Genomic DNA, 12381 nt, shown 5'->3' with positions numbered 1-12381 from the left:
GGTCGGGGTTCGGGCCGGGGGTCGCCGACGGTGTCGCGGCCGACGGCCTGAGCGACGCGCCCGGCGGGGATGCCGAAGCCAAGGACCCTGCTGCCGCCGGCGATCATCCGGGCGCTCGCGTTCCCGGCAGCCGGTCGTCTTCGACATGGGATCTGTCGTCGAGCGCGCCCGAGATGATCCACGAGGCAGGGCTCTGGTCACGTGTCACGATCCTGATCTCCGAACTCGACCTCGCCGGCCACCTGCGCGACGGCTCGGCCCGCGCGGCGGTCGTCTCCGAGCTGCTGGCGCCGCTGCTGGCGGTGCCGGGCGTGCGGCTGGTCCTGGAGTCGGCCGAGACAGACGTGGCGCAGGTCGCCTCCGCCGCCGACGCGCCGGCGACCGTCATCGACCTCGGGGAGCCGCGCTGGACCGACCGCGCCGAGTTCGCGGCGTGGCTGGACGACCTGGTGCCCTCCGGCGGCGCGGCGGCCCCGCAGGCGTACCCGAACCCCACCAAGGCCCGCGAGATCCTGAGCCTGGCCAGCAAGCGGCACGCGGGCCTGCTCGCCGCGAGCGACGAGCGGCCCTGGAAGCTCGCGGCGGTCCCCTTCGACGTGGCGTTCCGCGAAGGCATCGCCGACCAGATCGTCCTGGAGCCGGCCAACCTGGTCCTGGTCCAGCAGCCGGCACTGTCCACGGCGATCGACGCCCTCGGCAGCGCCGTGGCCCCCGGCACCCGCGCCGCCTGGCGCGTCGCAGGCCAGGCCCTGACGAACTCCACGACCGTCCCCGAACGCGCGGCGATCCTGCACGGAGCCGCCCTCGCAGTCGGCGACCAGGCCCTGGCCGAGGCGGTGGCCCCGTACACGCGCGGCACACGGCCGTCCGACGGCGCGACGGTCGGCGACCCGATCCCCTGGCTCACCCGCTGGGCCGGCTGGCGCCCCCTGCCCCCGGACACGCCGCGCCCCACACCTTGGCCCGGCCCGGTGGCGGCGCTGGCGATGCGGGCCGCGGAGCTGGCGGTCACGGTGGTTGCTGATGCGAAGCCGGCCAGTGCTGCCGAGCCGACGCTCATGGTGCCGCTGCCCGGCGGCCGGGGGACTGGCGCTGCAGGATCGGCTGGCGCGATACCGACCGACGGCGCGCAGAACGCTGCTGGGCTGAACGGGGTTGCTTCTCCGGCCGCGAGCGTGCTGAATGCGAGTGCGCAGATCGCCGGTGGGTCGGCTGCCGCCGGCGCCGCTTCGAATGCTGATGCTCGGGCCGCCAGTGTGTCGGCTGCTGCTGGTGCCGCGCAGAGTGTTGATGCGTTTGCTGGTTCTGGTTCTGGTTCTGGTTCTGGTTCTGAGTCGAGTCGCGAGTCCGCCGCGCCGCAGCCCCTCCTCGCCAGCCCCGGCATCCTCCTCACCCCGGTCGCGGCCTCGCCGGCCGGTGCCTGGCTCCCGGACCCGGAGCCGACGCCGCCGGAGGTGCTGGTCGCGATAGATGACCTGGCCCGGGCCTATCGGCTGGATCCGCGGAGCGGGCGGATCGTCGGGCGGCCTGCTTCGCCGGTGATGGTGAAGGCGCGTGCTGCCGCGGTCGTCGATGCCTCGCCGAGCCTGGTGCTCACCGATTCGAGTCGGCGGCTGGCAGCTCTGGGGCCGACGGCGCCGCGTGGGGCTGTGGCGGCGGTGCGCGATGTGCTCCCCGACACGATCGTGACTGCGGTCGCCGTGGCGCGTGATGCGTTGGTGTTCGGTGCTGGCGACGGCCGCGTGCATGTGTGGGACGTCGACACCGAAGAGCTCATCGCCGATCCCGAGGATCAGCACTCCGGGGTCGTGACCGCGGTGGCGGCGATCTGGATGCCCGATATGGACGTGCTGTTCGCGCTGTCCGGCGGCCAGGACGGGACCTTCCGGCTGTGGGCCGTGCCCGCCGACGCCAGCCTGCTGCCGGTGGAGGACCGCGGCATGCCGGTCACCGCGGTCACGGCGGCGCTCACCGAAGTCGGCCCGGTCGCCGCGGTGGCGTGGTCCGACGGCTGCGTGACCGTGTGGGACCTCGGCGAGGCCCGCACCGGACGCCCCATCCCGCTCGGCTGGGCCCCGAAGGCCCTCGCCCTCAGCGCCGACGGCCTGCTCGTGGCCGCCGGCGACGACGGGCTCATCGCGATCGACCTGCACCTCAACGATTTCTTCGAGGACTGAGGAAGACCAAGCCAGGGGGCTGCTACGCCTCGCCGAGCAGTCCCTCGCGCAGCGCGGTGAGCTCCTCAGCGGTCACGCCGTGCGCGAGCAAGTACCCTTCGACGCTCCCGAAGCCCTCTCGCACATGCGCCAGCGACCCCGAGATCAGCTCCTCGCTGATCAGGTGCTGGAACACCACATCCCCCGGGTCCGTGCCCAGCCGCTCGTTGGAGATCAGGTAGTCCGCGACGATCGCCTTCTCCCCGACCCCCAGCACGTCCAGCACCATCGCCACCAGCACCCCGGTCCGGTCCTTGCCGGCCGTGCAGTGCACCAGCGCAGGCAGCGCGTCGGGACGCGCCAGGGCGCGCACCGCGTCGGCGAAGGCCTCGCCGCTGTGGTCCAGCCAGTACAGGTAGAGGTCGAAGAACGTCCCCTCGCCCTCGCTGTCCAGGCTCGGCGCGACGTTGACGCGCTCCACCTCCAGGTCCCCGAGGTCGTCCGGCCAGCTCTTGATCTCGAAGGGCTGCCGCAGGTCCACCACCGTCCGCAGCCCGATCGACGCCAGCCACGCGCGGTCGGCGTCCGTGGGCCGGTTCAGGCGCGCGGTGCGCAGCAGCCGCAGCGGCCGCACCACCGCCCCGGACTCCGTCCGCAGCCCGCCGATGTCGCGGGCGTTCTTGATTCCGGTCAGCGGTATGTCACTCATGTCACCGGATCTTATCGACGGCGTCCGCCCGCAGCTCCAGCGGTGTGCCGTCGGCCTTGCCGCAGCTTTCCGGGCGCGGAACGGCGGCTGAAGAACCGGTGACCGACACCTCGTACGCCCGGCCGTCCTCGTACTCGACGACCACCGTCCACGCCGGCTCCGGGTCGCCGGCGGTCTGGTTCACCGACACCACGTCCAGTGCCGCCTCCGCCGTCTCGCCCAGCGCCTCCCGCACCGCGAGCTCGGCGACCTGCCCGGCCCGCGGCCACGTCGACCGGCCCCGACACCCGTCCAGTGCCATCCGGCCGCCCCGTGCCTCGGCCAGCACCCGGCCGGCCGCGGCCGTGTCGAGCCGGCCGTAGGAGTACCCGGACGGCAGCACCACCGCGGTCGGCGCGAAGCGGTGTCCGCCGAGGTGGGTGATCTCCCAGACCGACGGATACAGACCGCCCGGGCCCGAGGCTGCGTCCAAAGCCTCGACGCTGACCGCCACCTGGCGCCCCACAGTCGCGCAGCAGGCGTCGCGCTTGCCGTTGGTGCACACCCCGAGCAGCGGCGCGTCCACGAACTCGTGCTCGAGCTCCGCCACGGCCCGCCGATTGCCGGCGTCCAGCGCCGCGAAGTCGATCTTCAGCAGGTCGGTCGGGTACTCGACCACGCCGGTGGCCAGCCACGTGCGCTTCGGATGCGTGGACGCGGCGAACCAGCGGCGGTGCCGCGGGGCGCTGTCGTGGTGGTCCTCCACCCGGCGGATCAGCGCCAACCGGACCTGGGTCCCGGCCGTGCGCCCCTCCAGCTCGGCGCCCAGCTCCGGGTCCAGCCGGCTCTCCGTGACCGCCGCCCGCCCCCACGGCCCCGGCTGCTCCACCAGCAGCCACGCCCGGGCCACCGCACCCGTCCCGGCCAGCGGTTCGCCCAGCTCGCGGGAGAGCACCGAACACGCGTGGGGCTGGGGTGCCGGAAGTTGATCGTCGCGCATGCCTACGACCCTAACGCCCCTGGCGCACCCCCTACACCGCTCGCTTTTGCGGGCTACCGGAGTCACGATGGTGGCGTCAGGAGAGATCGGGGGGTGCCCTCGATAGGTAGGTGCGCACCATGACCGAGAGTCGAACGCCCGAATCCGGCCGGGACGGCGCCGCGCCGCAGGCCGCCACCGCCGCGCAGCAGACCACCGCCGCGTCGCAAGCCGCTGCCACGTCCCGAGCCACCGGCGCCGCCGCCACCGCCATGTCCCGAGCCACCGACGCCACCGACGCCACCGCCACCACGGCCACCGACGCCCACGAGGCCGACCTCGGCCCCGAAGCCCGCCGCTACGGCTTCCCCGCCGTCTACGGCCACGAGGTCTGCGCCCTGCGCACGGTGGCCCGCGAGGACTCGGACTCCTCGGCCCCCGGCCGCGTGGAGCTCCTCCGCTGGCGCAAGGGCTCCGGCGCCCTGGTCCGCGACCTGCCGCTGATCCGGCTCTACGTCTGGGCCCGCGCGGGCCGCGTCAGCTTCGGCGACAAGGGCGGCCACACCGTGGACCTGGTGCTGCTCGGCGAGCCGGAGACCGAGGGCCTGCGGCTCGGCTCGCCGTGGCCGACCGACCACCACCGCACCAGCACCGCCTCCAACCTGGCGCACGGCGTGGTCACCGACATGAAGAACGTCGTCACCTTCCCGTCGTCCTTCCCGCGCATGATGCGCGTCAGCGGCGAGCGCAACGCCGTGCTGGACGCCCTGGTCGCCTGGTGCAAGCGCGAGGTCCCGGACATCCACATCATGCGCGGCTGGCTGCGCGGTTCCGAGGGCCCGTCGCGGCACCAGGTCAGCGGTTCGATCCACAAGGGTCTGATCGGCGAACCCGGCTGGCTGCCGGACACCGTGGGCGCTCATCCGACCGGATGGTCACCGTTCCATAACGACCGCAACGCGCACAGCGGAACGGCTCGTCCTAACGCGCATGAGCACCCTTCAGGAGCTTGAACTCGCGGCCGCACAGCCGAAAGAGGTCTACGGCGAGGACGCCAAGATCGTCTGCGACAACCTGGTCCGGATCTACAAGACCGACGGCATCGAGGTCCAGGCTCTGCAGGGTCTGGACCTGCTGGTCCGGGCCGGGGAGCTGGTCGCGATCGTGGGGGCCTCGGGCAGCGGGAAGTCCACGCTGCTGAACATCCTGTCCGGGCTCGACACCCCGACCGCCGGCGTCGCCAGGGTCGGCGGGTACGACCTGCTCACCATGAAGGGCCGCGACCGTCTGCGCTACCGGCGCCAGACGGTCGGTTTCATCTGGCAGCAGACGGCGCGCAACCTGCTGCCGTACCTCAACGCCCTGGACAACGTCGCGCTGCCGATGGGCTTCGCCGGCAAGAAGCGCAAGTATGCGCGGCGCCGCTCCGGGGAGCTGCTGGACCTGCTCGGCGTCGGCTACTGCGCCGACCGGCGCCCCGCCCAGATGTCCGGCGGCGAGCAGCAGCGCGTGTCGATCGCGGTGGCGCTGGCCAACGATCCCGAGGTGGTGTTCGCCGACGAGCCGACCGGCGAGCTGGACTCCGGGACCAGCCAGCAGGTGTTCGACGCGCTGCGCACGGCGAACGAGGAGCTCGGCGTCTCGATCGTGGTGGTCACCCACGACCACGAGGTCACCGAGCAGGTGGAGCGCACCGTCGAGATCCGCGACGGCCGCACCTCGACCGAGGTGCTGCGGCGCGGCGACGACGGCGCGCAGGCCGAGCAGTTCGCGGTGCTCGACCGCGCCGGCCGGGTGCAGCTGCCGAAGGAGTACGTGGAGGCGCTGCGGATGAAGGACCGGGTCCGGCTGGCGAAGAACCCTGATCACATCGGGGTGTGGCCGGACCTGGTGCACGGCTCTGGTTCTGCCGGTTCTGCCGGTTCTGCCGGTTACGCGGGCGAGGGGGAGTAGTCCGGTGGGGGACATGATCGAGGTCGAGGGGCTGCGCCGGACCTTCGGTTCGGGGGAGAACGCCGTGCACGCGGTCGAGGACGTGTCGTTCACGGTGCCCGAGGGCCAGCTGTGCGCCGTCGTCGGCCGCTCCGGCTCCGGCAAGACCACGCTGCTGAACCTGATCGGCGGCCTGGACAAGCCGGACGCCGGCCGGATCTCGGTCGACGGCAAACAGCTCGCCGGACCGGGCCGCAACCTGGGGGAGAAGGAGCTGGCCGCGCTGCGGCGCGACCTGTTCGGCTTCGTGTTCCAGTCGTTCGCGCTGATCCCGATCCTGTCGGCGGCGGAGAACGTCGGCATCCCGCTGCGGCTGCGCAAGACGCCGGTGGCCGCGCGCGAGGAGCGCGTCGAGCTGCTGCTGAACATGGTCGGCCTCGGCGAGCACACGAAGCAGCGGCCCGGCGAGCTGTCCGGCGGCCAGCAGCAGCGCGTGGCGCTGGCCCGGGCGCTGGCCAACTCGCCGCGGGTGCTGATCGCCGACGAGCCCACCGGCCAGCTGGACTCCGAGACCGGTCGCGCGGTGATGCGACTGCTGCGCGCCGTGGTCGCGGCGGAGAACGTGACCGCGCTGGTGGCCACGCACGACCCGCTGATGATGGAGCTCGCCGACCGGGTGATCACGGTCGGCGACGGGAAGCTGGTGTCGGACTCCGACGCCGTGGCGGCGGCGGAGGTGCCCGCCTAGGCCCGCACAGACCCCCGGACCCCTCGGCGGACCCCGAGGCGCGGTCCGGGCCCGGCTGTGGTGTCTTCCGTACCACCACAGGCCGATGAGGGAGCACCGCCGTCCGCCGGGACTCCGGTCCAGCCACACGGGATCGGGGATACGACCTCCCGCCGCGTGCCTGAAGGCCGCAGGACGGCGGTGCTCCCGCCCCATGGGGGAGAGGTGGCGGCTGCTGTGGGCTTCCACGGCAGCCGCTGCGGGCTCTCAGAACCCTTCATCCGACCCGGCGCGCAAACGCCTGTGGCCGCCACGAGAACGTGGCGGCCACAGCCCTGAATCAACCCGCTGTCCCGCGCGCTACCCCGCAGCGGCCGGGCTCGTCACGAACCCGATCGGCACCTCCACCGGCGCCCCGGACCCGTCGCGCCGCGGATCCACCGCCGGCAGCGGGATCGGCGTCCCGTTCTCCGTGCAGGCGTACGCCGGCGCGTTCACCGCCCACGCGGCCACCAGCCGGTGCTCGCCCTTCAGGAAGCGCTGGCAGCGCACGCCGCCGGTGGCCCGGCCCTTGGTCGGGTACAGGTCGTACGGCGTGGCCTTGATCGTGGTCGCGGTGTCGACCAGGGCGTCGTCCGAGCCGGCCATCGAGACCACCAGGCCGTCCCGGCCCGGGTCCACCGCACCGAAGAAGATCACCGAGGCGTCGTCGCCGAGTGCGATGCCGGCCATGCCGCCGGCCGGGCAGCCCTGCGGGCGGACCAGCGCGGCCGAGTACTTCAGGAGCTGCGCGTCGTCGGTGATGAAGACCAGCTCTTCCTCACCGGTGCGCAGCTCGGTGGCGCCGGCCACGCTGTCGCCGTCCTTGAGCGTGATCACCTCGAAGGAGTCGCGGTTCCTCGGGTAGTCCGGGGTCACGCGCTTGACCACGCCCTGGACCGTGCCCAGCGCCAGGCCGGCGGACTCGGGGTTCAGCGAGCACAGGCACAGCACGCGCTCGTCCTCCTCCAGCCGGACGAACTCCGACACCGGGGCGCCGCCGGCCAGGCTCGGCGCCGCCTTCGCGGCCGAGTCCGGCAGCACCGGCAGGTCGATCACCGGGAACCGGATCAGCCGGCCCTGCGACGTCACCGCGCCGACCTCGCCTCTTATCGTCGAGGTGACGATCGAGGCGACCGAGTCGTTCTTGCCGCGTTCGCCGCCGGTGCCGATCTTCGTCGAGCCGGAGGCGGTGCGGGCCAAAAGGCCGGTGGCCGAGAGCAGGACCACCACCGGGTCGTCGCTGATCTCCAGCGGCCGGGGCTCGAACACCGGCAGCGCGCCCTCGACCAGCACGCTGCGGCGCGGCGTGGCGAACTGCTTGGAGACCGCGGCCAGCTCGTCGGAGACCACCTTGCGCAGCAGGGAGTCGGAGTCCAGGATCGCGGTCAGGTCCCTGATCTCGCCGGTCAGCTTGTCCCGCTCGGACTCCAGTTCCAGGGAGTCGAAGCGGGTCAGCCGGCGCAGCGGGGTGTCCAGGATGTACGTGGCCTGCTTGTCCGACAGCGCCAGGGCGGCCATCAGGTTCTCCTTGGCCGCCGCGGCGTCGTCGCTCTCCCGGATGATGCGGATCACCCGGTCGATGTCGGTCAGCGCGATCAGCAGGCCCTCGACCAGGTGCAGCCGGTCCCTCCGCTTGGTGCGGCGGAACTCGGTGCGGCGCCGGACCACCTCGAAGCGGTGGTCGAGGTAGACCTCCAGCAGCTCCTTCAGGCCCAGCGTCAGCGGCTGGCCGTCGACCAGGGCCACGTTGTTGATGCCGAAGGACTCCTCCAGCGGCGTCAGCTTGTACAGCTGCTCCAGGACCGCCTCGGGGTTGAAGCCGGCCTTGACCTCGATGACCAGCTTCAGGCCGTTGAACCGGTCGGACAGGTCCTTCAGGTCGGTGATGCCCTGGATCTTCTTGGCCTGCACCAGCTCCTTGACCTTGGCGATCACCTTCTCCGGGCCGGTGTTGAAGGGCAGCTCGGTGACCACGATGCCCTCGCGGCGCGCGGTGACCTTCTCGATCCTGGCGGTGGCGCGCATCTTGAACACGCCGCGGCCGGTCTCGTAGGCGTCCCGGATGCCCTGCTCGCCGATGATCTGGCCGCCGGTCGGCAGGTCCGGGCCCGGGACGAACCGCATCAGGTCGTCCAGCGTGGCGTCCGGGTGCTTGATCAGGTGCCGGGCGGCGGCCACCACCTCGCCGAGGTTGTGCGGCGCCATGTTGGTCGCCATCCCGACCGCGATCCCGGCCGCGCCGTTGACCAGCAGGTTCGGGAAGGCCGCTGGCAGGACCTGCGGCTCCTGCTCCTGGCCGTCGTAGTTGGGCCCGAACTCGACCGTGTCCTCGTCGATGGAGTCGGTCATTATCATCGCCGCCGGCGAGAGCCGGGCCTCGGTGTACCGCATGGCCGCCGGCGGGTCGTCGCCGCCCAGCGAGCCGAAGTTGCCGTGTCCGTCGACCAGCGGGATGCGCATCGCCCAGGACTGGGCCATGCGCACCAGCGAGTCGTAGATCGCGGTGTCCGAGTGCGGGTGCAGCTTGCCCATGACGTCGCCGACGACGCGTGCGCTCTTGACGTAGCCGCGGTCCGGCCGCAGGCCCATGTCGTTCATCTGGAACAGGATCCGGCGGTGCACCGGCTTGAGCCCGTCCCGCGCGTCGGGCAGGGCGCGCGAGTAGATGACCGAGTACGCGTACTCCCGGTACGAGTCGGAGAGCTCGTCAGCGACGTCGATGTCGATGATGCGCTCTTCGAAGTCCTCGTCGGGTTCGGGGGTGGTGCTGCGGCGTGCCATCTTCGGTGCGGCTCCTGCTTCTCGCGCGGCGATGCGGGTGTGACGCCCTATTGTTGCGCGTCGTTCCGACACCTCGTCGCAGGAGGGCACACGCGCCCCGGCGGCCCGGCCCGTCCGCCGTGAGCGATCGGCGGTGCCAATCAGGCCATAACACCCTCGTCCGTCACGCTTCCGTGGGGTGTGGGGCCCGCAACCGGGCCCACAGGTGTCAGGATGGACTCATGCCCAACTCGCAGCCGTCCTCCTCGTCACTGCTCGCCGCCATCGAGCGCAGCGGCTACTACCCAGCCCTGGTGGCCGAGGCGGTCGAGGACGCGGTCGGCTCCGAGAAGGTGCTCGGCCACCTCGTGCACCAGGAGACCACCTTCGACGCCGACGAGGTGCGCAGGCACGTCACCGTGCTGGCCGTGACCCCGACCCGGCTGATCGCCGGGCACACCGACGAGTACGGCTCCGACGACCCGATGGCGCCGGTGCCGCCCGGCTCCCCGGAGTCGGCGACCGGGGCGAAGGCCTACGCCACCACCTCCACCGAGACCGTGCCCCTGCACCGGATCTCCTCGGTCGTGGTCAGCCGGGTCGTGGAGGACCCGGCCAACCACAAGCCCGGCACCCCGCCGCGCGAGGTGGTCCTGACCATCGGCTGGGGTGTGGTGAGCCGGCTGGACCTGGAGCCCGCCAACTGCGGCGACCCGCACTGCGACGCCGACCACGGCTACACCGGCACCGCCACCGCCGACGACGTGATGATCCGGGTCTCGGCCGAGGCCGACGGAGCAGACGCCGTCGCCGAGACGCTGTCCTTCGCCCGCGCGCTGACCTCCGTCGTCACCGACACCAACAGAGCCACCGAGGCCGGCGCCGGGGCCGGCTCCCGGACCGCGCGCTGAGCGCCCGCGAAAGCGTGAGCCACCCCGCAGCGTCCGGCCCCGACCGGACCGACCTCGTCCTGCCCGCCTACGGCCGCGCCGCGCTGTCCGACCTGCTCCCCGCGGTCCTGGCCGCGCTCGGCGTCGACGGTACGCCGAACCCGCTCGGCCTGGCGCCGACCCGCCGCGCGTGCGTCTTCCTGGTGGACGGGCTGGGGGCCCGGCTCATCGAGCGCAACCCCGACGTCGCGCCGTACATGGCCAAGGCCCTGCGCGCCAGCCGCGCGCTGACCGCCGGCTTCCCCTCCACCACCGCGGCCAGCATCGGCTCGCTGGGCACCGGCCTGCCCTCCGGCGCCAGCGGCATGCTCGGCTACCGGGTCCTGGTCCCCGGCACTTCGCAGATGATCAACCTGCTGCGCTGGGACTTCCCGGTGGACCCGGTCGAGTGGCAGCCGCACGAGACCGTCTTCGAACACGCCGAGCGCGAGGGCATCGAGGTCACGCAGGTCACCGCGGCCCGGTTCCAGGACTCCGGCCTGACCCGCTCGGTGCTGCGCGGCGGGGCCTTCACCGGCGCCGAGTCGCTGCCCAACCGGGTGGCCGGCGCGCTGCAGACGCTGCAGGACGCCGCCGACCGCGACGCCCGCGCCCTGGTCTACCTCTACTACGCCGACCTCGACGCCGCCGGGCACCTCAACGGCGTGGACTCCGAGAGCTGGCGGCAGCAGCTGGCGGTGGTCGACGCCACCGTCCACGAGCTCGTCGACCGGCTGCCGGCCGGCACCACGCTCTACGTCACCGCCGACCACGGCATGGTCGACGTCCCCGCCGACCGCCGCGTCGACGTGGACGAGGACCCCGAGCTGCAGGTCGGCGTCCGGCTGCTGGGCGGCGAGGGCCGGGCCCGGCACGTCTACGCCAAGCCCGGCGCGGCGCGCGACGTGCTGCAGATCTGGCGCGAGGCGCTGGAGGACGTGGCCGTGGTCCGCTCCCGCCAGGAGGCGATCTACGAGGGCTGGTTCGGGCCGCCGGAGTCCGTGGACGACCGGCTCGCGCCGCGCATCGGCGACGTGGTCGCGGCGCTGCTCGACGACTGGGCCGTGGTCGCCACCCGCCGCGAGAAGCTGGAGTCCCGGCTGCTGGGCATGCACGGCTCGCTGTCGGCCGCCGAGCAGGAGATCCCGCTGTTGGTGTTCGGTCCGAACGGCGCGCCGGGCCTGTAGATCGCTTGTAGATCCGCGCCGGGATCGGTGCCAGGATTGCGCTCATGCGCGAACCCCGAACCTCGCCGCTCAGCGGTACCTCGCCATTGACCAGCGTCGAGCAGCTCGCCGCCGATCTGTCCTGCGGCACCGCCCCGATCCTGCTCGACATCCGCTGGAAGCTCGGCGAGCCGAGCGAGTACGGGCTCGGGGTGTATCTGAAGGGCCACATCCCCGGCGCGCATTACGTCAGCCTCGACCAGGACCTGGCCGAGCACCCGGACTCGCCGGTCGGCGCCCGGGGCCGGCACCCGCTGCCGGACCGCGAGCGGTTCGCCGCCGCGATGCGGCAGGCCGGCGTCCGCGCCGATCTGCCGGTCGTCGTGTACGACGACGGCGACGGCACGCAGGCCGCCCGTGCCTGGTGGCTGCTGCGCCACCACGGGCATCCCGATGTGCGGGTCCTCGACGGGGGCTTCGCGGCCTGGCAGGCGGCCGGCCACACGGTCGAGGAGGGCGAGCCGGGGACCCGGGCCGCTGAGGGCGACTTCGAGGCGGCGGTGCGGGACGTGTTCGCGGTCCTGGACCACGACGGCGCGGCTGCGGTCGCCGCCGACGGGACGCTGCTCGACGCCCGGGCCGGCGCGCGCTACCGCGGCGAGACCGAGCCGGTCGACCCGGCCGCCGGGCACGTCCCCGGCGCGGTGTCGGCGCCGACCACCGAGAACCTGGGGGCGGACGGCCGGTTCCGGTCGGCCGAGGCGCTGGCCGAGCGGTTCGCCGGGCTGGGCGTCGAGCCCGGGTACGCGGGCCGAGTCGCGGTCTACTGCGGCTCGGGGGTCACCGCGACGCACCAGATCCTGGCGATGGCCGTGGCCGGGATCGACCCGGAGGGTGTGGCGTTGTACGAGGGCTCATGGAGCGGCTGGGCGTCCGATCCGTCACGGCCGGTGGCCACCGGAGAACACTGAGACATCCCGAGGTCCTGATCCGCCCTGTGTG

10 protein-coding genes are annotated in these 12381 nt (G+C 73.0%); 7 read left to right on the top strand and 3 right to left on the bottom strand.

The window, feature by feature from the left end; translation table 11 throughout:
- Nucleotides 1-2177, top strand: a 2177-nt coding sequence (locus GWK61_RS24685) for a WD40 repeat domain-containing protein (RefSeq protein WP_369125608.1), incomplete at its 5' end; no start/stop codon positions are given.
- A 22-nt stretch (nt 2178-2199) separates the two neighbouring features.
- Here GWK61_RS24685 and GWK61_RS24680 read toward each other — a convergent pair.
- Together GWK61_RS24680 and GWK61_RS24675 are read right to left on the bottom strand one after the other, a co-directional pair.
- Entirely contained in the window at nt 2200-2865 is a 666-nt protein-coding gene (locus GWK61_RS24680) for a tyrosine-protein phosphatase (RefSeq protein ID WP_194911727.1), read from the bottom strand.
- A 1-nt stretch (nt 2866) separates the two neighbouring features.
- Nucleotides 2867-3844: a ferredoxin family protein gene (locus GWK61_RS24675; RefSeq protein ID WP_194911726.1), complete on the bottom strand. Its 978-nt coding sequence runs from the start codon at nt 3842-3844 to the stop codon at nt 2867-2869.
- 119 nt (nt 3845-3963) lie between these two features.
- Here GWK61_RS24675 and GWK61_RS24670 point away from each other — a divergent pair, with 119 nt between their 5' ends.
- From GWK61_RS24670 to GWK61_RS24660, 3 genes are read left to right on the top strand one after another with little or no spacing between them, the layout of a single operon-like run.
- Nucleotides 3964-4836 (top strand): hypothetical protein, encoded by an 873-nt coding sequence (locus GWK61_RS24670; protein WP_194911725.1) that lies wholly within the window; start codon nt 3964-3966, stop codon nt 4834-4836.
- The gene (locus tag GWK61_RS24665; protein WP_194911724.1) at nt 4814-5776 is read left to right on the top strand and encodes an ABC transporter ATP-binding protein; all 963 of its coding nucleotides are present in this window, start codon (nt 4814-4816) and stop codon (nt 5774-5776) included. Before GWK61_RS24670 ends, GWK61_RS24665 begins: the two co-directional genes overlap by 23 nt.
- Nucleotides 5777-5789: 13 nt before the next feature.
- The gene (locus GWK61_RS24660) at nt 5790-6503 is read left to right on the top strand and encodes an ABC transporter ATP-binding protein (RefSeq protein WP_194911732.1); all 714 of its coding nucleotides are present in this window, start codon (nt 5790-5792) and stop codon (nt 6501-6503) included.
- Between the two features lie 339 nt (nt 6504-6842).
- Here GWK61_RS24660 and GWK61_RS24655 read toward each other — a convergent pair whose 3' ends face one another.
- Complete coding sequence (locus GWK61_RS24655) at nt 6843-9305, bottom strand: DNA gyrase/topoisomerase IV subunit A (protein WP_194911723.1); 2463 nt, start codon at nt 9303-9305, stop codon at nt 6843-6845.
- Nucleotides 9306-9526: 221 nt separating this feature from the next.
- Here GWK61_RS24655 and GWK61_RS56845 point away from each other — a divergent pair, with 221 nt between their 5' ends.
- From GWK61_RS56845 to GWK61_RS24645, 3 genes are read left to right on the top strand one after another with little or no spacing between them, the layout of a single operon-like run.
- Nucleotides 9527-10195: a DUF5998 family protein gene (locus tag GWK61_RS56845; RefSeq protein WP_228562886.1), complete on the top strand. Its 669-nt coding sequence runs from the start codon at nt 9527-9529 to the stop codon at nt 10193-10195.
- 14 nt (nt 10196-10209) lie between these two features.
- Nucleotides 10210-11400 carry an alkaline phosphatase family protein gene (locus GWK61_RS24650; protein ID WP_323747739.1) on the top strand — a complete coding sequence of 397 codons (1191 nt, stop codon included), beginning with the start codon at nt 10210-10212 and terminating at the stop codon, nt 11398-11400.
- A gap of 44 nt (nt 11401-11444) precedes the next feature.
- Nucleotides 11445-12350, top strand: a complete 906-nt coding sequence (locus GWK61_RS24645) for a sulfurtransferase (protein WP_194911721.1) — start codon at nt 11445-11447, stop codon at nt 12348-12350.
- Nucleotides 12351-12381: the final 31 nt, after the last annotated feature.

This window comes from Catenulispora rubra, from assembly GCF_015356825.1.
In the GTDB taxonomy this organism is placed as follows: Bacteria; Actinomycetota; Actinomycetes; order Streptomycetales; family Catenulisporaceae; genus Catenulispora; species Catenulispora rubra.
The sequence above is the reverse complement of the archived record's forward strand: the minus strand, read 5'-3'. Positions and strand labels throughout refer to the sequence as shown.

What these genes read in the sequence shown, in the direction of transcription:
- GWK61_RS24680 (WP_194911727.1), bottom strand. Translation starts at nt 2,865, where the DNA reads ATGAGTGACATACCGCTGACCGGAATCAAGAACGCCCGCGACATCGGC.
- GWK61_RS24675 (WP_194911726.1), bottom strand. Translation starts at nt 3,844, where the DNA reads ATGCGCGACGATCAACTTCCGGCACCCCAGCCCCACGCGTGTTCGGTG.
- GWK61_RS24670 (WP_194911725.1), top strand. Translation starts at nt 3,964, where the DNA reads ATGACCGAGAGTCGAACGCCCGAATCCGGCCGGGACGGCGCCGCGCCG.
- GWK61_RS24665 (WP_194911724.1), top strand. Translation starts at nt 4,814, where the DNA reads ATGAGCACCCTTCAGGAGCTTGAACTCGCGGCCGCACAGCCGAAAGAG.
- GWK61_RS24660 (WP_194911732.1), top strand. Translation starts at nt 5,790, where the DNA reads ATGATCGAGGTCGAGGGGCTGCGCCGGACCTTCGGTTCGGGGGAGAAC.
- GWK61_RS24655 (WP_194911723.1), bottom strand. Translation starts at nt 9,305, where the DNA reads ATGGCACGCCGCAGCACCACCCCCGAACCCGACGAGGACTTCGAAGAG.
- GWK61_RS56845 (WP_228562886.1), top strand. Translation starts at nt 9,527, where the DNA reads ATGCCCAACTCGCAGCCGTCCTCCTCGTCACTGCTCGCCGCCATCGAG.
- GWK61_RS24645 (WP_194911721.1), top strand. Translation starts at nt 11,445, where the DNA reads ATGCGCGAACCCCGAACCTCGCCGCTCAGCGGTACCTCGCCATTGACC.